The organism is Rhizorhabdus sp. P4_G5 (assembly GCF_056401065.1).
On record NZ_JBFUKB010000006.1, the window covers coordinates 187300 to 205780 of the forward strand.

General features: G+C 66.5%; 17 protein-coding genes, 1 tRNA gene and 1 pseudogene. 6 read left to right on the plus strand and 13 right to left on the minus strand.

Going from position 1 to position 18481, the window contains the following annotated elements:
• Window positions 1-28: 28 nt before the first annotated feature.
• Window positions 29-1153 (minus strand): Gfo/Idh/MocA family protein, encoded by a 1125-nt coding sequence (locus AC1DQK_RS13290; protein ID WP_477871220.1) that lies wholly within the window; start codon window positions 1151-1153, stop codon window positions 29-31.
• 223 nt (window positions 1154-1376) lie between these two features.
• Between AC1DQK_RS13290 and AC1DQK_RS13295 the strand changes: the two genes are divergently transcribed.
• A complete protein-coding gene (locus AC1DQK_RS13295; RefSeq protein ID WP_477871222.1) occupies window positions 1377-1823 on the plus strand; it encodes a cupin domain-containing protein in 447 nt (148 codons plus the stop codon).
• A 561-nt stretch (window positions 1824-2384) separates the two neighbouring features.
• Here the strand turns inward: AC1DQK_RS13295 and AC1DQK_RS13300 are convergent.
• The 6 genes from AC1DQK_RS13300 to AC1DQK_RS13325 all read right to left on the minus strand — a co-directional run bounded on the left by AC1DQK_RS13300 (window position 2385) and on the right by AC1DQK_RS13325 (window position 8573).
• Window positions 2385-3212, minus strand: a complete 828-nt coding sequence (locus AC1DQK_RS13300) for an NAD(P)-dependent oxidoreductase (protein WP_477871224.1) — start codon at window positions 3210-3212, stop codon at window positions 2385-2387.
• A 5-nt stretch (window positions 3213-3217) separates the two neighbouring features.
• The gene (locus AC1DQK_RS13305; RefSeq protein ID WP_477871226.1) at window positions 3218-3610 is read right to left on the minus strand and encodes a carboxymuconolactone decarboxylase family protein; all 393 of its coding nucleotides are present in this window, start codon (window positions 3608-3610) and stop codon (window positions 3218-3220) included.
• 225 nt (window positions 3611-3835) lie between these two features.
• A complete protein-coding gene (locus AC1DQK_RS13310; RefSeq protein ID WP_477871228.1) occupies window positions 3836-5431 on the minus strand; it encodes a PEP-utilizing enzyme in 1596 nt (531 codons plus the stop codon).
• A 30-nt stretch (window positions 5432-5461) separates the two neighbouring features.
• Window positions 5462-6430, minus strand: a complete 969-nt coding sequence (locus tag AC1DQK_RS13315) for a DUF7065 domain-containing protein (RefSeq protein WP_477871230.1) — start codon at window positions 6428-6430, stop codon at window positions 5462-5464.
• Window positions 6427-7953: a pyruvate, phosphate dikinase gene (locus AC1DQK_RS13320; protein WP_477871232.1), complete on the minus strand. Its 1527-nt coding sequence runs from the start codon at window positions 7951-7953 to the stop codon at window positions 6427-6429. The genes AC1DQK_RS13315 and AC1DQK_RS13320 overlap by 4 nt, the downstream gene beginning before the upstream one ends.
• The gene (locus tag AC1DQK_RS13325; RefSeq protein ID WP_477871234.1) at window positions 7953-8573 is read right to left on the minus strand and encodes a hypothetical protein; all 621 of its coding nucleotides are present in this window, start codon (window positions 8571-8573) and stop codon (window positions 7953-7955) included. The genes AC1DQK_RS13320 and AC1DQK_RS13325 overlap by 1 nt, the downstream gene beginning before the upstream one ends.
• 164 nt (window positions 8574-8737) lie before the next feature.
• Here AC1DQK_RS13325 and AC1DQK_RS13330 point away from each other — a divergent pair, with 164 nt between their 5' ends.
• On the plus strand, window positions 8738-9361 hold the full coding sequence (locus AC1DQK_RS13330) for a TetR/AcrR family transcriptional regulator (protein WP_477871236.1): 624 nt from the start codon (window positions 8738-8740) through the stop codon (window positions 9359-9361).
• A gap of 43 nt (window positions 9362-9404) precedes the next feature.
• On the opposite strand, the gene AC1DQK_RS13335 is transcribed toward AC1DQK_RS13330, so the two are convergent.
• The 4 genes and pseudogenes from AC1DQK_RS13335 to AC1DQK_RS13350 form a co-directional block, all read right to left on the minus strand.
• Window positions 9405-11831: a membrane-bound PQQ-dependent dehydrogenase, glucose/quinate/shikimate family gene (locus AC1DQK_RS13335; protein ID WP_477871238.1), complete on the minus strand. Its 2427-nt coding sequence runs from the start codon at window positions 11829-11831 to the stop codon at window positions 9405-9407.
• Between the two features lie 162 nt (window positions 11832-11993).
• Window positions 11994-12349: pseudogene (locus AC1DQK_RS13340) on the minus strand (DUF932 domain-containing protein); the annotation flags it as partial.
• 26 nt (window positions 12350-12375) lie between these two features.
• Window positions 12376-13122 carry an alpha/beta fold hydrolase gene (locus AC1DQK_RS13345; protein WP_477871240.1) on the minus strand — a complete coding sequence of 249 codons (747 nt, stop codon included), beginning with the start codon at window positions 13120-13122 and terminating at the stop codon, window positions 12376-12378.
• 42 nt (window positions 13123-13164) lie between these two features.
• On the minus strand, window positions 13165-14016 hold the full coding sequence (locus AC1DQK_RS13350) for a TauD/TfdA dioxygenase family protein (protein WP_477871242.1): 852 nt from the start codon (window positions 14014-14016) through the stop codon (window positions 13165-13167).
• A 150-nt stretch (window positions 14017-14166) separates the two neighbouring features.
• On the opposite strand from AC1DQK_RS13350, the gene AC1DQK_RS13355 reads away from it, so the two are divergent.
• On the plus strand, window positions 14167-14751 hold the full coding sequence (locus AC1DQK_RS13355) for a TetR/AcrR family transcriptional regulator (protein WP_477871244.1): 585 nt from the start codon (window positions 14167-14169) through the stop codon (window positions 14749-14751).
• A gap of 391 nt (window positions 14752-15142) precedes the next feature.
• On the opposite strand, the gene AC1DQK_RS13360 is transcribed toward AC1DQK_RS13355, so the two are convergent.
• A tRNA-Gly gene (locus tag AC1DQK_RS13360) sits at window positions 15143-15217 on the minus strand.
• Window positions 15218-15392: 175 nt separating this feature from the next.
• Between AC1DQK_RS13360 and AC1DQK_RS13365 the strand changes: the two genes are divergently transcribed.
• From AC1DQK_RS13365 to AC1DQK_RS13375, 3 genes are read left to right on the plus strand one after another with little or no spacing between them, the layout of a single operon-like run.
• On the plus strand, window positions 15393-16289 hold the full coding sequence (locus tag AC1DQK_RS13365; RefSeq protein ID WP_477871422.1) for a tetratricopeptide repeat protein: 897 nt from the start codon (window positions 15393-15395) through the stop codon (window positions 16287-16289).
• A gap of 2 nt (window positions 16290-16291) precedes the next feature.
• On the plus strand, window positions 16292-16918 hold the full coding sequence (locus AC1DQK_RS13370) for an LON peptidase substrate-binding domain-containing protein (RefSeq protein ID WP_477871246.1): 627 nt from the start codon (window positions 16292-16294) through the stop codon (window positions 16916-16918).
• The gene (locus AC1DQK_RS13375) at window positions 16915-17088 is read left to right on the plus strand and encodes a Trm112 family protein (protein ID WP_477871248.1); all 174 of its coding nucleotides are present in this window, start codon (window positions 16915-16917) and stop codon (window positions 17086-17088) included. The genes AC1DQK_RS13370 and AC1DQK_RS13375 overlap by 4 nt, the downstream gene beginning before the upstream one ends.
• A gap of 30 nt (window positions 17089-17118) precedes the next feature.
• On the opposite strand, the gene AC1DQK_RS13380 is transcribed toward AC1DQK_RS13375, so the two are convergent.
• A complete protein-coding gene (locus AC1DQK_RS13380; RefSeq protein ID WP_477871250.1) occupies window positions 17119-18339 on the minus strand; it encodes a UbiH/UbiF/VisC/COQ6 family ubiquinone biosynthesis hydroxylase in 1221 nt (406 codons plus the stop codon).
• Window positions 18340-18481: the final 142 nt, after the last annotated feature.

An 18481-nucleotide genomic window follows, 5' to 3' on the forward strand; every position in this document is an offset into this window, starting at 1 on the left:
GGCGTCAGCCGGCCAGTCATTCAGTCGGTCAGACCGTCGATCCAGCCTGCCCGACCGGAATCTGGCGCCCCTCGTCCGACGCGCGCTCCATGGCGGCGATCACCCGATGCGTCCGCACGGCATCGTCGAAGTCCGGCGCGGTCCGGGTTCCGCGCTGCAGGTCGGCGGCGATCATCGCATAGAGGCAGCCGACGTTGCGCGGGATCGGGTGCTCGGGCAGCGTGAGTCCAGCCGGCATGAGCGGCTCGATCCGCTCGGGCGTACCGCCATCGCGCAGCAGCGTCACCGCAAGCCCGGTCATCTGGAGATTGCCCATCTCGCCGGTTACGGTGATCGCGCCCTCGGTGCCGCTGACCTCCCAGACGAACCCGTTCGCCCGGCTCGGCCCCGGTCGGTAATGAAGCGAGACCAGCGCGCCGCTGTCGAGCCGTCCCTGGAGCAGCACCTCGTCGGGCGCGTCCCTCGTCATGGTCTCGCCGGTCTCCGCAACCCGCACGCTCGTCTGCCGGGTCGCCAGGATTGCCGAGACCGTGGCGAAGTCCCCCAGTACCGAGCGCAGCGCCGCCAGCGCGTGCCCGACCGGGATGGTCAGCATGTTCGCTCCGTTCCGCCGATCGAGCATATAGGCATAGATCTGTGCGATCTCGTCGGACGCGACGCCCCCGCCATAGGCGGTGATGCTCGTCGAGTGGACCGCGCCGATCCGCCCCTCGGCGATGATCTGCCGCACCCGTGCGATCTCCGGTGCGGCCACCGCCTGGGTGCCGATGACCGCGAGCACTCCCCGCTCTCGCGCCTGTTTGGCGAGCGCCTCGGCCTCCGCCAGCCCGTTGCCGAGCGGCCATTCGCACAGCACGTGCTTGCCCGCCGCAATCGCCTTGCTGACGATGTCGAAATGATACGGGACCTTGACCGTCACGGCCACCATGTCCACCGCGTCCGACGCGACCATCTCGTCCACGCTGGCGAAGGCGCGGGGGATGCCGCAATCGCGGGCCGCGGCCTCTGCGCTGGCGAGAGTGGTGTTGGCGACCGCCGCGATCTCGAACTCATGCTCCAGCGCGCGCAGCGCCGAAATGTGCGCCACCGCCGCCCAGCTCCGCCCCGGCTGCACCCCTACGAAACCGATCCGAAGCCGCCGTCCGTCCGTCATCGCTGCTTTCATCCCACGACCTGCCGTCAGCCAGGGGCCTTCGGCACGAACCGCGCCATGCCGGTCCTTCCGGCAAGTTGATACCACCCGGGCGATCGCATTGCACCCGCACGAGGCTCCTGGCCTCGTCCGAGCGGACGGGGCGAGTGACCGCGCGAGCGCGAATATAGGCTCGCCGCAAGGCCAACGTCGCGATGCCGGCGCAAACGCAGAGGATCGTCAAATGAGCGCTGGCTATCGCCGGGTCGTCACCGGACTGGACGAGCAGGGACGCTCGAGCGTCATCTTCGACGACCGCCTCTCCGCCCCGGACGGCGGAACAGTCATCGCCTGGAGTACCGCGCTGCCGGTCAGCAACGAGGGCACTACCGACACGGGCAATGTTCCGCCCAGCATGGATCTGCTGCGCGGCGGAACAGGATTCTCGATCGCCAGGATGGAGCCCGGCTCGAGCTTTCCGATGCATGCCTCGAACACGATCGACTACATGTTCTTTCTCAGCGGCCGCATCACCCTGATCCTCGAGACGGGCGAGGTAGAGCTGGGAGCGGGCGATCTGGTAGTCGATCGCGGGATCCTCCACGGCTGGCGCGTCGAAGGGGCCGAGCCGGTGACCTTCGTCTGCGTGAACGTCGGCGCGGAACCTGTCGGCGCGGGCGCAACGATCTGACCTGCCTGCCTCGTCCGGCAAGCGCAGTGGGCCCAGACTCGATCCGGTTCAGATTGAACCGGATCGAGTCTAGATTTTGTCCGTTTCCGTGATTTCCGAGCCGGCAGATGATCCCATCTGCCTCGAAATCTAGAGCGTCCCGCCTTTAATATGAACCGCTCATCCTGAGTAGGGGCTGAGCTTGCCGAAGCCCCGTATCGAAGGACGTCCTTCGATACGCCATTTCGACTTCGCTCAATGCCTACTCAGGATGAGCGGGAAGTGCTTCAGATTAAAGCACGCGGCTCTAGCCAAGCGAGGCCGGTTTCCTCCGATGCCAATCCGTTGCTTGCTGGAACGCGTGGACCACAGGTAGCCGCACCTCGTCTTCCATTCTCCGGCCGACGACCTGTATGCCGATCGGCATGCCCTGTGCGGTCTTGCCGGCGGGGGAAGGTCAGGCTCGGCTCCCCGGTTAGGTTGAATGCGCCCTGATAGCGGGCCTGTTCGACATAGGCGTCGCTCATGTTTCCGCCGCCCGCCATGGCCCCGCAACCGGTCACGCCTTTTCCTCATTACGCTCTAATCGGCGAAAATCCCCGGCAGCAGCCGAAGCACCGCTTCGATCCCTTCGCCGGCCCAGCCCACCTCGCGCGCCAGTTCGGCGGCATGGCCCAGGTCCTTGGCAGCCAGCGCCCGGGCATGGACCCGCGTGGTCAGCCCGGCCCCGGCACGCCCGGCCAGATAGGCGGCAACCAGTTCGTTCATGTTGCCGTTTCCGATCAACACGCGGCGCAGCGCCTCGGCATCAATGCCCGCCGCCTCGGCCAGCCCCAGCCCCTCGCTGGCGGCCATTGCGAAGCCATAGCTGATCACGTTGTTGCAGATCTTGAGGATGATCCCCGTGCCCAGCGGCCCGGCATGGATCACGTCGCAGGAAAACGTCGCGGCCAGCACCCGCGCCCGTGCGAACGCGTCGGCGCTGCCGCCGATCATCGTCACCAGCCGGCCCTCGGCGGCGCGCACCGCCCCACCGGTCACCCCGGCATCGAGCAGCGCCACTCCGCGCTCCGCGGCCACCGCATGCAGCCGACGGATCGTGTCGAGCCCCACCGTGCTGTGGACAAGGATGCACCCGCCCGCCGCCATGCCGGCAAGCAGGCCCTCCGGTCCGGCCACCACCGCCTCGACCTCGGCATCATCGCGGACGCACACGCCGACGATCCGCGCCCGCCGGCCGAGCTCGGCACTGCTCCCAGCCAGCTCGGCATGGCCGGCCAGCGCCGTCATCGCTGCCGGCACGGCGTCGAATATGATCGCCCCCGGCGCCTGGCTGGCCATCCGTCGCGCCATCGGCCCGCCGATGTTGCCGAGGCCCACGAAGCCCAGGGTCTCGCCCGCGGCGGCCATCCGGTTCAGTCGGTCACGCCAGCCGCGCGAATCGAGTCTTCGGCAACGCCGGGCAGGTCGCTGCCCAGCGGATGGCCGACATAGTGGACCAGCAGCAACGGGATTTCACGCGCCTGCGCGGCAGTGAACTCGCCATTGCGCAGCGCCGAGGTCAGATGGATGCCGAATTTCTCCTGCTTGCCCACTGCGGCCAGCACGCCCAGCACCAGCAACCGCTTGTCGCGCATCGAGAGCTCCGGCAGCGTCCAGATCTCCGCGAACAGCTGGCTCATCGTCATCCACTGATAGTCGCTCCAGCCGGCGATGCCGCCGATATCGATGCCGCTCAGCACCTGCCGCGCCATCGCCCGTCCGGCTTCGGCGCGCGCGGTGAGGGAATCGTGGTCATTGATCGACATGGAGCTGTCTCCCGATGGTGGTTGTTGGCGCGGCGTTGGGCGGGCGCCGGCGCACTAAAGCGCTTCCGGCAGCGGCGCGCAACATTGATTCGGCTCGGAAATGCAGGCGGGAAACAGAACCGGCTTCCGGACGAGCCTGTTGCCGATCCCGTCGCGCCGCTGCCCAGCTATAGCAGGGCGACGAGTCCCCGCTCGCCGTCCAGGCGCACCATGGCTCCGTTGGCGTCAGCGCGTGTCGGCCTCGGCGAGGACGCGGACCTCGCCCGTGCCGCCGTCGACCCGCACGATCATCCCGTCGCGCAGCTGGCGGGTACCGTCGCGGGTGTTGATCGCGCAGGGAATACCGAGTTCGCGCGCGATGATCGCGCCGTGGCTCATCGGGCCGCCGATGTCGATCACCAGCGCCCCGGCCATCACGAAAAACGGCCCCCAGCTGGGATCAGTGGTGCTGGTGACGAGGATCTCGCCCGGTTCCATCTCCTCGGCGGCGATATGGTCGATGACCACCCGGACCGGGCCCTCCGCGATCCCGGCGGATACGCCAATGCCGCGCACGATTTCGACCGAGCCCATCCGTGTCTCCGACGCGATCGGCTCGGGGTTGCCGGTCCACGAGCCGGGAATGTCCAGCTGCGCATAACGGGCGTGAATCGCCTTGCGCTCGTCCACCACATCGCGGAAATCGCGCGGCGGACCGTCGATGCATTCGTCGACTGTGAGGAAAAACACGTCGTCCGCGGCATCGATGCAGCCCAGACGCTGCAGGTCGCGGCCCCGCGCGCGGGCCGCCGCCCGGCCCACGTCGATGGCGACGCGGTAGGACGCCTTGCCCAGTTCTCGGACCCGCATCGCCCGGGACAGGTCCGCGAAATGCGCGCGCGCTTCCTCGCGCCGGCCTTCCGGGAGCGCTGCGATGATCCGGGCCTCGGCCTCTCGGCGCTGCGCCACCCGCATATGTTCGCTGGCCAGCGGCGAGGCGGATTCGTCCATCTTGCGGTAGTTCTCGACGAGCGCCCGGATCGCCCCGGGACTCTCGCGCCAGGAGGCGGTCGAGATGTCGTCCCCGGAGGTCTCCTGGAAGCCGAGTTCGGCCAGGTAGTCTTCCAGTGTCCGCTGCCCGCGGCTGACCGCCCACAGGCCCGCCATCGCGCGGGTGTCGAAGGTATCGCCGATCCCGGTCGTCAGGCTCGAGGCGAGCTCGGGCAGGCCGGCATCCTGCGCGAGCGCGGTCGCGCGGGAAAAATGCTGCTGACTCAGCGAGGAATTCGCCGAATGATTGGTCTGGACCCGCACGTAGCGCGCAAACGCATCGCGGTACGTGGCGACCGGATCCTTGCCTTCCACCAGCCCTTGCGGCCCGACATGCTCGCGCCAGAAGACCATGATCTCGTCGAACTCGCGAACGACGATGTCGGCGACGCCGTGGCAATAGGCCAGGAACTTCTCCCGGTCGTAGAAGCGCTCCCCCTCCAACTGCGGCGACGCGTCGAAATTCTCGGAAAACAGGTCCCGGGCATGATCGGCGCTGTGATCGCCCGGCATGAGCTTCACGTCGGTGCTCATCGCATCCATGTTGATCGCGCAGCGGCCGAAGAAGAGCCGGATGTATCCGGTATCACGCGAGCCCGGGAGCGGCTCGCCCGGCGCGATCAGCCCGAAGTTCTCGAAAATCGGCCGCCAGGAGAGGTTGGCCCCTTCCCCGAAGAACGCCCAGCTCAATGGCTTGGCGACGTTCGGAAAGGATTCGGAGACGTTGACGCGCGACCAGCGCACCCCCGGCTCGCTGATGACATGGATTTCGTTGGCGGGTTCGAACTGCATGGCGGTTCCAGTCGGCTGTTTCCGGGACGGTCAGGCGGCCGGCGCGCGGGCCGCGGACTGCCAGCGGTTCAGGTCGTCATCCCCGAACAGCCGCCCTCGCTCGACGATGCCGAAACCGGTTCCGCCATCGGGCAGATCCATGCGGACCATCGCGACGTTCGACAGGTAGCGCTCGGGCACCAGCGGCAGCATCAGGTTCCAGATGGTCGTCGCGACATAGCGGCGGCCATCGACCGTATAGGCGATCTTGCGATAGGCATTGTCCCAGTCCTCGCCCTCGAGCACCTCGTAGTGCGGGGTCGGCCCGCGTCGCCCGACGCCGTCCTCGACGGTATAAGAAAAGCCGGTCTGCCGGTCGCCGTGATCCATCAGCAGGCCGTCGTAATAGGTCCGCATGTCCGCGGAGACGAACGCCATGTAGCGCACGCACTTCATCTGCATGAAGTTTCGCGGCCCCCAGCTGTGATCCCGATAGGCGAGCGCATCGACCCGGGCCTCGGCATCGCCGATCCGGATGGTTCCGGTAAAGCGCCCGCCCTGGTCATAGTGCGCCCCGCCCGGTGCACTGGTCGATTCGTCGTGGATCACCCCCCAGTGGACGGACGGGATCGTCGCGCTCCATTCGAGGTCGATCGAGAACGCCAGCGGCGCGGCGCGGCTCGCCGGGAGGCCCATGACCCCACCGACCGCCTCGATCGGCCAGCCCTGCCCCTGACCCGTGATGGTCCAGAGCCGGTCCGGCTCCCAGCACGCCAGCTGGAACTCCGGGTAGGCCAGCGTTCCGTTGATCGGGTGGACCACGCCATAGCTGCAGGATTGCCCGCCGATCTTCGCGCCGAACCGGAATTCGACGATGCCCTCGTTCGGCCGGTGCTTGACGTGGATGAGAAACCCGGCGTCGGCGGCCTCGTCGAAGCCGAAGAAGCACATGTTCTCCATCCAATTCATCTGCGGGTCGCATTCCTGAAGGTGCAGTCCCTCATCTGCCGCGTCGATCATGCGTTCTCCTTTGAACGCGGCGCCAGCCGCGAATGCGCATCGCTGAGCAGCGCGATGGGATCTCCACCCGATCGCCCGGCAATCTCGCCCGCCCAGCCGATCAGCCGTTCGGCGCAGCGCGGCAATGCGGCCGCGGTTGCGGTGACCTGGCCGCGGAATATGTGCCCGCTCGTTCCGTCAATGGTCAGCTCGTCGCCCTCGCAAAGAATCTGGCCAGCGATGCGGACCGTCGCGCCGTCGAACGACAAGGCGGTCGTGCCGACCACGGCCGGCTTGCACCATTCGCGCGCGACGATGGCGGCGTGGCTGACCAGGCCGCCCGTGGCGGTCAATATCCCTTCCGCCGCGTCCATTCCCGGAATGTCGTCGGGCGAGGTTTCGGGCCGCACGAGGATGACGGCTACGCCCTGGTCAGCCGCATCGAGCGCGGCGTTGACGCTGAAGCAAGCCTTGCCCGATGCGACACCCGGGGATGCGCCCAGCCCCGTAGCCAAGGGTTCGGCTGCGGTTGACGCGTCGCGTTCGGCGAGCAGCGCTGCAATGGTCTCCGGCGCGATCCGCGCTACCGCATCACGCCGGGAGAAGCTCATGGCCGGATCGTCGGCCAGATCGGTTGCTATGCGCACCGCCGCGAGCGGACTGCGCTTGCCGCGGCGATACTGCAGTGCCCAGAGCACCCCGGCTTCCACCGTGAACTCGATGTCGCACATGTCCTGAACATGCCCCTCCAGGGTGGCGGCGACCCGACGGAGATCCGCCCAGAGATCGGGGCGCGCTGCGGCGAGGACGCTGAGCGGCTCGGTCTGGTGTCCACCGGCAACGACATCCTCGCCCTGCGCATCCTGAAGCCAGTCCCCCATCGGCTCCGGTTCGCCTGTCGAGGGGTGGCGCGTGAACAGGACGCCCGTTCCGGAAAAGCCGGGCGCGGTGCCGAACACCATCGCCTGCACCGTGACCGCGGTGCCCAGATCGTCCGAAATCGCGGCACGCGTGCGATAGGTGCGCGCGCGCGCGCTATCCCACGATGAGAAGACTGCGGCGATTGCGCCTCGCAGTTGATCGAACGGATCGGGCGGCAAGGAGGCGCCGACGATCTCGGCATAGGTGGTGCGCAAGCGATCGTAAGCGCGCGATGCGCGATCCGGCGACACCATGTCTGCCAGCCCCGCCACAGACGCGTCGTCGAGACCAAGGTTCAGTATCGTGTCCATCATGCCCGGCATCGACGCCGCAGCACCGGAGCGAACGCTGACGACCAGCGGGCGCTCGCGCCCACCGAATGTGCGACCGAGCTCCCTCCCCAACTCGCCAAGCTGCTCGGCGAGCTCTTCGTCGAGGAAGGCGATCGATCCCGATGACCGCCACCTGGCGAATGCCTCTGTCGTGATGACGAACGCGGGGGGCACGCCGATGCCCAGACGCCGCATCTCGAACAGGCCTGCCCCCTTGCCGCCCAGCAGCGCGCGGGCAACGGCAGTATCCGCGGGGATCGCGTCGCCCATGCCGAAGACGTAGCGCCCCATCAATCTCCCCGCCCGGCGGCGGCCTCGGCGGCGCGGGTCCTGCCGGTGAGGCCGATCAGGTCCTCGTGCAGTTCAAACCAGACCGTGTGGTAGCTGTCGATCATCGGCCGCGCCATCATGGCCTTGTCCCCCGCACGGAGAGCCGCGAGCGCATCGGCAAAGCGCGAGGCACAGCCCGCCAGCCGCGGCGCAACCGCCACGATCGCGTCGAGCAGCGGCGTCAGCTCTTGATCGATCGTGCCGAGGCGCTCGACCAGCGCGTCGTCATAGGCGTCATCGCCGTGGTCGTTGGGCACCTCGCCATCGGCAGTCTGACGCACCTGCCAGTCGCGCATCAGCGCCTTGAACGCGGCGTTCAACGTGCAGAAGCGCTCGTAGAGCGCATCAATCGCCGGTCCATTGACCGCGCCGGCTTCCGCCGCAATGCCTTCAGCCACTCCGGCGCGGCCTTGTGGCGTCAGCGCAAAGCCCCGCGGCAGCTCTCGCACGTCGCCTGCGGCCAAGGCAGCGTCGATGCGCGCCCGGCTGTCGCCAGTGCGCAGCGCATCGTGCACCGCTTGCTCGCCTGCCAAACCCTTGAGCGAAAGCACCCTCAAGAGCCCAAGGTCGGTCACCGCCATCATCCGCTCCACCGCGCTCTGCATCTAAAAAGTGCAGTAACTGCATTTATCTCTACACCGTTCCGTGCCATCCGCCAAACGGAATTGCATGAGGACGGACGGCGTGTGCTAGTCGTGCCGCGCGCGGACCTGGTCCGCGTCGAAAATAGGCGATTTCGAGAGGAATGATGGACGCGAAGGGCGCGGGACTCAGGGCACGCAAGAACCAGGCGAGACGCAGGCGGATTGCCGAGGAGAGCCTGCGACTCTACGTCGGCCAAGGCTACGAGAACACGACCCTGGCGGCCATCGCGGCGGCTTCCGGGATTTCGCCGCGCACGCTCTACCTGCATTTCCGGACGAAGGAGGACACCCTCAAATATTGGCAGGAAGGCTTCGTCAACGATCTGCCGGGGATCATGAGCAGCGAGGCGGCAGACCAGGGGCCATTGCAGGCGGCGCGAAACAGTCTGCTTCGGCTCAGCGCAGAACAGGACCTGCGCCAGGCCGCAACGGTGGATGCCCTGCTCGAATCCAATGTCACGCTCGCCGCACACAAGCAGGCGATGTTCCTCAGGCTGGAGCAGACGATGTTCGGCTGCCTGTGTCGGATGTGGCCGGCGATTTTGAACGAAGAACTGAAGACGACCGCCATGGTCGCAGTGGGCGCGTTGCGCCTCGCCATGCAGACCTGGCGTGATGAGGGGGCCCGGCTCCCCATCTACGGCTACCTGATAGTGGAATTCGCTCGATTGGAAACGATATTGCAGGCAACAGATGCGGGAGCGGGCCGCACCCCATGCGGATGAGCGGCGATAGCGCTCAGACGGAGGCGGGACTTCCGCCGCTGCGCTAAGGCTGCCGCGGCAGCGCGAAGGCGACGATGTAGTTGCCCGGCTTGGTCCCGTAATAGGCGTGCCCGCCCGCCGCGATGACGATGAACTGTCGCTGCGAACGGGGCGACCAGAAGGTCATCGGCGTCGCTTGGCCGCCCGCTGGCAGGCGGGCCTTCCAGCGCAGCGTGCCGTCGCGCACGTCGATCGCGCGGATCGCGCGTTCCTGGGTTGCGGCGATGAAGGCCAGGCCTCCGCGCGTCACGATCGATCCGCCGACGTTCGGCACGCCCATCGTGATCGGCAGCATCGAGGCGAGGCCACGGGGGCCGCTGTCCTGCGCGGTGCCCAGCGGACGCGACCAGACGACCCTGCGGGTCCGCAGATCGACCGCGGAGATCAGGCCGAAGGGCGGTTCGTTGCACGGAGCTCCGAGCGGCGACAGGAAGGGTGTGGCCGTCACGGCGAACGGCGTGCCCATCTGCGGCACGGCGCCTGCCGATTCGCCGCGCAGGCTGGCCTTGCTGAGCCCCATCGCGTCGGCCTGCCGGCGCGGAATGAGCCGATTGACGTTGCCAATGCGATTGGAGTTCACGATCATCAGATCGCGATCGCGATCGACCGACACGCCGCCCCAGTCGATGCCGCCCATGAACCCGGGTTCGGTGAGCGACGGATCGAGGCCCGGCAGATTCATTCGGCCTTCGTAGCGCAGTTTGCGAAACTGGATGCGGCACCACAGCTGATCGAGCGGAGTGAGCCCCCACATGTCGCGCTCGCGCCACAGCGCGCCGCTGAAGGAGGGCATGCCCAGAGAGAACGGCTGGGTCTTCGAGGGACGCTCGCCGGGGGCCGCGCCGCTCTGCGACACCGGTTTCTCTTCGACCGGGGCGAGCGGACGCCCGGTGGCCCGGTCGAGCAGGAAAATCTCGCCGCGCTTGGTGGGCTGGAGCAGCGCATGTTCGACGCCATTGGCACGGCGTATGTCGACCAGGGTCGGCTGGGCGGCGACGTCGTAGTCCCACAGGTCGTGGTGCACCGTCTGGAAGGACCAGCGCACCTCCCCGCTGTCGACGTCGAGCGCGATCACCGAGCTGGAGTAGGCATCGTCGAAGGGGCGCCGCTGCGCGCCGTAATAATCAGGCGTGGCGTTGCCGGTCGGCACATAGACGAGGCCGAGCGCCGGATCGGCGCTCATCGGGGCCCAGCTGTTGGGCGTCGCCTCGGTATAGTGCTGCCCGGCCTGCGGCTCGCCGTGCTCGTGCGGGCGTCCCATGTCGAAGGCCCAGGCCAGCTTGCCGGTCACCGCGTCGAACGCCCGGATGACGCCCGACGGCTCGCCCCAGTACTGGCCGTCGGTTACGGCGCCGCCCAGGATGATCTTGCCGCGCACGATCGTGGGCGCCGAGGTCACCGCATAGTAGCCCCGCTTCACCGCGCCCATTCCCGCCGTGAGATCGGCCGCGCCACCGACGCCGAACCCCCCGCAGGGCCGGCCGGTCAGCGCATCCAGCGCGATCAGCCGCGCGTCGCTGGTGTTGGTGAAGATGCGCTTGGCGCAAGGACCAGCGGCATTCGGCACCGCATAATAGGCGACCCCGCGGCAGACCATGTGCGAGCTGATCGCGCGATCGACGCCGGCTTCGTATCGCCAGCGCAGACGGCCCGTCTCCGGATCGACGGCGAGGACATCGTTCGCGCCGGTGCACAGATACAGCGTATCGTCGACCATCAGCGGCGTCGTCTGCAGCCAAGCCACCACCTTGGCAGGGCGCGTGCCGGCTTCGATCGTCCAGGCGACCTGCAGATCCTTCACATTGCCGGCGTTGATCTGGGCCAGCTCGCTGAAGCGGCTGCCCGCCGGGTCGTTTCCGTAGTTGTGCCACTCTCCGGCAGGCGCGGCGTTCGCGATCTGCGCCGCCGGCAGCGGCGGCGGCGCGGCGACGGGGCCGCCTGTCTGATAGAGCGGATCGGGCAGCTCGCCCGGCCCGATCGCGTGCATCATGGCGCCGAGCAACGCGGCGACGGCAAGCGCTGCCGCACAGCGCAGGGCGGTGCGGAACGCCGGGCGGCGCTCTGCCGACAGCCCCCGTGAAACCCCGGGCAGCAGGAACCCGAGCCCGAGCACCGCCGGAGCGAACAGCCGGGCGGCGAGCGCCCAGCCATCGAAGCCCGCCTCCCATATCGCCCAGGGGACCGTGACGACCAGCAGCGCGGCGTAGAGGAGCGCGCCGCGGCGGTCGCCTCGCCAGGTCAGCACGCCCGAGGCCAGCGTCGCCAGGCCGGCCAGGGCATAATAGGGCGAGCCGCCGAGAAAGAGCAGATAGGCGCCGCCCAGGCAAAGCGGCAGGGCCACGACCATGAGGCACGCGGCGAAAATCCGGCGAACGATCGGACGGGCGACGCCACGCGATCCTGCTGTCGGTGCCACTGCCGCCATAGCCATACCCCCCTGCAGCCCATCATGCGAGCCTTTGGCGACCCCTCTCATGGATGGTGCAAACGCGCAAGCACCGGCGGGGCAGGTGCAAAGCTGGCATGCATGAACCCAAGCTCCTCGCGCGGCCCGTGTAAATAGCGGATCCAAATTGATTTTTCACGCCTTGCAAGCGACGATGCGTTCGCGCGCCGCTTTGATCCCTGAATGAACGGGGCCGGCGACGATGATGCGACATTCTCCAGCGCTGGCGCCGCCTCATGCGCGAAGCGGTTGGCGGCGAACTTGCTGTGCCTGATGCTGATTTCCTCGAAGCGGTCCGCGCCCCAGATGTTGCGGTTCATGCACACCGTCCGGAGATGCAAGGAGGCCATGCCGAGTGTCTTCGAGCCCACCTCGCTGTTCCGGGCGTAGAAACCGCGGAAGAAGAGATCGGGGTCGCCGTTTGGGCGGCGCCCGGCCTCCATCGGGTGGAGGTCGTCGACGAGGAACAGGAAGACGTCGCGATCGCTCGCACAGAGCGTCGATGCGCAGCAAATCGTCCCTGCCCTTATTATCCGGGTTGTCCTTCGGCAGCCGCGAGGTCGTGCAACATGGCAGTCAATTCGTCAGGCGCCGAGTAGAACGGCGAATGATCCGTCTCGAGCACATAGGTGTCGCAAGGCTGACGGCTCACCATGTATCGCTGCAGCTCAGGCAGGACGGACTGATCTCTCTCGCAGTATATGTAGTTGCGAGGAACCGTTCCATACCGTGAGTCGGAAAGATTGACCGGAGCAGCCCGCATGCTTGTCGGTTCGGGCGTTAGACGCGTGAATGCAGCTTCGGCCTGATCTGGAGGCGTCATGCCGTAGAAGGCCGCGAGCGCCGCCTCGCGTCCGTGCAGGATCATCGTGTTGCCGTCCCCAGATACGCTTATCGCCGCCGCGATGCCCGAGCCATGGCCACTCTCCGGGCGCTCGAAAATATCGCCCATTGATTCACCCGGCATCGGCATCATCGCGGCCAGATAGACGAGCCGTCGCACCGCGCCCGGTGCGATCTCTGCAGCCCGGCTAACGACGATACCGCCGCGACTGTGCCCGACCAGGATCGCCGGCTCATCCCGAGCACTGGCCATGCCCGCGATGAACATCCCCCATTCGTCCAGCGTGGCGACGTGACCCGAGGCGGCATCGGCTCCCATGCCAGGCAAATCCGGCGCGTTCACCTCGTGGCCGAGAGCTTGTAGCCGGGGCACGATCTCTTCCCAGCACCAGCTGCCGTGCCAAGCGCCATGAACGAGAATGAAACGCGCCATACCGATCTCCTGATTGCCGAATCGACGTGCAGTGCTGCCGCCTCAGGCCGCCTGTTGACAGAGCTCCGGTAGCCCCTTGGTGCTGATCCGATAGAGCAGGCGACGCTTCCCATCCTCGTCAGAATATTCGATCGGGGTCGCACTGTGCAGCACCTGGAAATTGTCCCACAGAAAGACGTCGCCGGCCTCGATCTTGTAGCTGGTGACAAACTCCGGACGAGTAATGTGGCGGCGAAGCTTGTCGATGAGCTCGCGCCCTTCCTCGCGTTCCAGGCCGACCGCACCGAAGGCCGTGCCGGAGGTGAAGATCGCCTTCGTGCCCGTCACCGGATGGCGCAGCACGAGCGGGTGCTGCTGCACGCCCTGCATGGCGATCTGGTCGGCGACAATAGGGATCTTCTCGCCCGGCAGTTCGGGTGATCCGCCAAGGCAATGCTGAGCGGTCAGCCCGTCGATACGCTGCCTGGTCTCTTCGTCCAAAGCGTCATAGGCAAAGCGCGCGCTGGCGATCAATGTCTCGCCGCCAACCTCGGGCGCTTCAACGCCGTACAGCATCGTGACGCTCGCCGGCTCCTTTTCGTAAGTGCTGTCGGCATGCCAATGCATTGCACCGTCGCGGTAGCGCGCGGGCGTCGACGCGGCGTTGTTAACGCGGATCAGCTCAGGATGTTCGTTCTGGGTATGCGACTTGATCATGAAAGACAGCGGGCGGCCCCATTTGTAGCCGAAGCGTACATAGTCTTCATCGCTAAGGCGCTGGTTCCGAATGACGAGAATTTGGTTCTCATGCAGCAAGCCGATCAGCGAGCGAATGGTCGTATCCGACATATCGCAGCTAAGATCGATACCTTCGACCGCGACGCCGAACGGCCCAGGAAGCTGCTTGATCTCCATATCCCTCTCCCTCGATTGCGTCCTGTGGATAAGGGGCGTGGAGATTAAATCAAAGGATTTAATTGAATCAGCGCGCTTGTGATGGAATGAAGGGTTATGAACGAAAAAAGAGGTAGCGCCGCACGCCGATCCCTGTGTCTTGCCGCGGAGGTGCTGGTCGCCGAACATGGGCTCGAGGCGGTCACGCTTCGCCGGGTCGCGCAAATTGCCGGCCAGCGCAACGTGGCGGCGGTCACCTATCATTTCGGTACCATCCAACAGCTCCTGCGCGCCACGGTCGAGATGCGCTTACAAGAAGCTGAAGCTATCCGGGGCCAAGCGATCGACAAATGCTCCAACCCGGATGGAATCGACGCCTTCATCGCCTGGCTTTGGGTAACAAGGCCCGCCCTCGATGCGGCGGACGAACTGGCACCCTATGCGCATGTCCGTTTCCTGCTGCACATGCGGCTGGCAGGCTTGCTTAGCGATCCGTTCGACTCCTCCGTCGACCGCTCCGGCACGCCCGCGCTGGAATTCTGGCTGGAGTGCATCCGGATCAGCTTGTCTCATCTGCCTCCGCACATCGCCCAGGCACGCGTGGGCCTATGTGGGCTTATGTTCTGGAACGCGATCGCGATACATATGGACAGCCTGCCGGGTCATCCGAAAAGCGATTCGTTAAAGGAAATACTGCTCGACGTTGAGGCATCTGTTCGGCTCATCCTCGACAGGCCTCATGAAGCTGCCGCATAAGCGGAGTGAGAGTAAGGGCCGTGATAGCGGACGCTGCTCTGTCGAGCCTGGCATTTAACGCCCTCCATGCCGTGAATGCTTTTGGCCACCGGAAATTGATCGGGGTCGCCTGATCTTAAGATCTTTTGGGCCGATTTTTCGGGGGCGGCCTGCGAGTTTCTGCACAGCCTGGGGGGCGGAGCCGCCCGCAGAAAGGGTCTGCCGCGACATTGGCGCGGCGGCAGGGGAATGCTTTCCCCTCCCGTTCTTGCAGATTTCGGTGTGATGTGTGCCAAACCGAGGCCGACGCGCCACAACCTATCCGTGGTGGTGAGGTGGTGGCTGGCACCAATCAACAAACACTTAGCGGCTGTGGGTAACAGCATAAGTGGTTGATATGTAATGAAGAAACTGGAGCGGGCGAAGGGATTCGAACCCTCGACCCCAACCTTGGCAAGGTTGTGCTCTACCCCTGAGCTACGCCCGCTCTGGCGCCGTCCGCAGGGCCTGCCTGCGGTCGAGGCGCGGCTATTAGCGTGGGGGTGTTTCCTCCGCAAGCCTGATTCGCATAAAATATCGGGGACTTGGCATCGGGCGGCAGCCTCCCACATAAGGGGGCAGACCAAAGGCCTGCAGGAGAATCATTGGTGGCGACGTTGGGGATGAGCGCGGCGGAACGGGAAGCGATCGAAGCGTTCAAGCGGGACGTGGTCGAACCGTCGATGACCTCGCTGGTAATCCTTGATTTCTGGGCCGAATGGTGCGGGCCGTGCAAGGCGCTCGCACCGATGCTCGACAAGGTGGCGCAGGATTATGCCGACAAGGGCGTAATCCTCGTCAAGATCAACGTCGACGAGCAGAAGATGATCGCGGCGCAGTTTCGCGTCCAGTCGATCCCGACCGTCTATGCGCTGTTCCAGGGGCAGCTTGTCGCCGACCTGACGCCGGCGCGCACCGAGAGCCAGCTCACCCAGATGCTCGACCAGATATTGCGCCAGGTGCCGGTCCAGGGCGCGGCCGGCAGGCTGCAAGAGGATATCGCGCCGCTCATCGCGATGGGCGAGGAGGTGCTCGAGGCTGGCGATGTCGAGCGCGCGCTGTCGGTGTTCAACCAGTTGATCGAGATGGCACCGGAGGATTCCGGCGTGATTTCGGGCCTTGCTCGCGCGATGGTCAAGGCCGGCGAACTCGACGAGGCCGATGCGCTGCTTGCGACGGTGCCGGCCGACAAGACCAAGGACGCGCCGATCGCACGTGCCCTGGCCGCCGTGGCGCTCGCCCGCGAGGCGCAGCCGGTCGACGATCTCGGCCCGCTGCGAGCGCGGGTCGCAGCCGATCCGGACGACCACGAAGCCCGTTTCGACCTGGCGGGCGGGCTGATGGCGGCCAACGATCGCGATGGCGCCGCGGATGAGCTGCTCGAAATCATAGCCCGGGATCGCGACTGGAACGAGGGTGCCGCACGCGCCCGACTGCTCAAGCTGATGGAGGTGGTTGGCCTCGAGGATGGATGGGTGCGCGACCAGCGCCGCCGGCTCTCGGCTATCCTGTTCACCTGATCATGGCGCAGCTGGTGGGGCAACGCCTGTCGATCTTTCCGCTGGCAGGCGCCCTGCTGTTTCCACGCAGCCAGTTGCCGCTCCATATCTTCGAACCCCGCTATCGGGCGCTGGTGTCCGACGCGCTGGCGCGCGACCGGCGCATCGCGATGATCCAGCCGCGCGGACCGGGCGAGCCCCCACCATTGTTCGATGTGGGCTGCATCGGCCATATCCGCGAGATTGAACGGCTCGACGACGGCCGTTTCAACTTGGTGCTCGACGGAATCAGCCGCTTCCGCGTGCTGCGCGAACTCGAAGTCTCGACTCCGTTTCGGCAAGTCGAGGCCGACCTTTCGGGTTTTGCCGATGCCGAGGCTCCCGACCCATTGCCCAGCATCGTCCGTGCCGAAATCGAGCGAGAGGCGCGGCGCTTCGCCGACAGCCGCGGGGTCGCGGTCGACTGGACCGCGGTCAGCCGGCTCGATGACGAGACACTGGTCAACGCCATCGCGGCGATCGCGCCATTCGACGCGGCGGCCAAGCAGGCGCTGCTCGAATCCGCAACCCTTGCCGACCGTGCCGATCTGCTCGCTCAGTTCCTCGGCTTCTTCCGTCGCGGGGACGACGAACCCGCGACGCTCCAATGACCCTCGATCCGGAACTGCTCGCTGTGCTGGTATGTCCGGTGACCCGGACGCCGCTACGCTATGACGAAGCGGCGGGTGAGCTGGTGTCCGAAGCAGCGGGTCTGGCCTTCCCGGTGCGCGAGGGCGTGCCGGTCATGCTGGTCGAAGAGGCTCGGAAGATTCGGAAATAGACCTTCCCTCCCCGCAAAGACGCGCAATCCCTAGATCGCCAGTCCCTGCAGCAACCTTGGCAACGCGCCGGTCTCGCCGCGCGCCTCGGACATGAACCGCCCCTTCAATGGCCCCAGGCGCTGCACCGCGCCCAGGCCGATCCGCCGCACCGTCCTTGCCGTGCGTCCGGGAATGCCGAACAGCCGGGTCAGGCCGTCGGTCGAGGCGGCGACCATGAAGCTGTCGAGGCTGCGCCAGCGCTGATAGCGCGCGAGCAGCTGGGCGTCGCCCGGATCGAGGCCAAGGCGCATGCCCTCGACCAGAACTTCGGTCAGAGCCGCGACATCGCGATAGCCGAGATTGACGCCCTGCCCGGCGATCGGGTGGATCCCGTGCGCAGCGTCGCCGACCAGCGCAAAGCGCGTGTCGGTAATCCGCGCGGCATGATGGAAGCCGAGTGGAAAGGAGCTGCGTGGAGAGATCATCCTCACCTGCCCCAATATGCCGCCCATCCGCTTTTCGGCCTCGGCCTGATAGGCGCGGTCGGGCAGGCCGAGCATCGCGGGTGCCTGCTTCTTGTCGACGGTCCACACCAGCGCCGAACGGTGCTCGCCCTCCTGCCCGTCGATCAGCGGCAGGATCGCAAACGGCCCGGCCGGGTAGAATATCTCATGGGCGACCCCGCCATGCGGTTTTTCGTGCGCGATCGACGCGATCATCGCGACATGCTCGTAGCTCCAGCGGGCGACGCTGATCCCGGCCGCTTCCCTGCTGGGCGACTGGCGGCCCTCGGCACCGATGAGCAGCGAACCGGTGACGACCTGCCCATCGGCGAGCGTCACGCGAACCCCGTCGAGATCGCGCTGGACGTCGACAGGGCGCGATGGCCGCAACAATGTCAGACCCTCGGTCGCTCGCGCGGCGCTATCGAGCGCACGCCGCAGGTCGCGATTCTCGAACATATGGCCCAACGCGCCGTCGTCGGCCGATGGTTCGAACATCAACGCCTCGGGACTCAGCCCGTCCTGCACCTTGATCGACTGGATCGGACAGCCCTTGCCTTCCAGCAGGGCGCCCACGCCGATCGCCTGCAGCATCCGCCAGGGTGCGCTCGCGACAGCCGAGGCACGGCCGTCGAAACCGGCGTCGAGCGTCCGGTCGGGATCGGCCGGATCGATGACGGCCGCGCTGATCTGGTGACGGGCGAGCGCGATGCCGAGCGTAAGGCCGACCAGCCCACCGCCGAGGATGATGACGTCTTGGCGTTCCATTTGGCCGTCTTAGAGCCTGATCGTTTGAGGTGGAAGCGCTATGCGCTTCCCACCGAAAGCGTGAATCAGGCTCTCGTCGATGGTTTGGACCTTGATCACGCGGGCGCTACGCCCAAGCTATGCTCTTCGGTATCAGGACCAC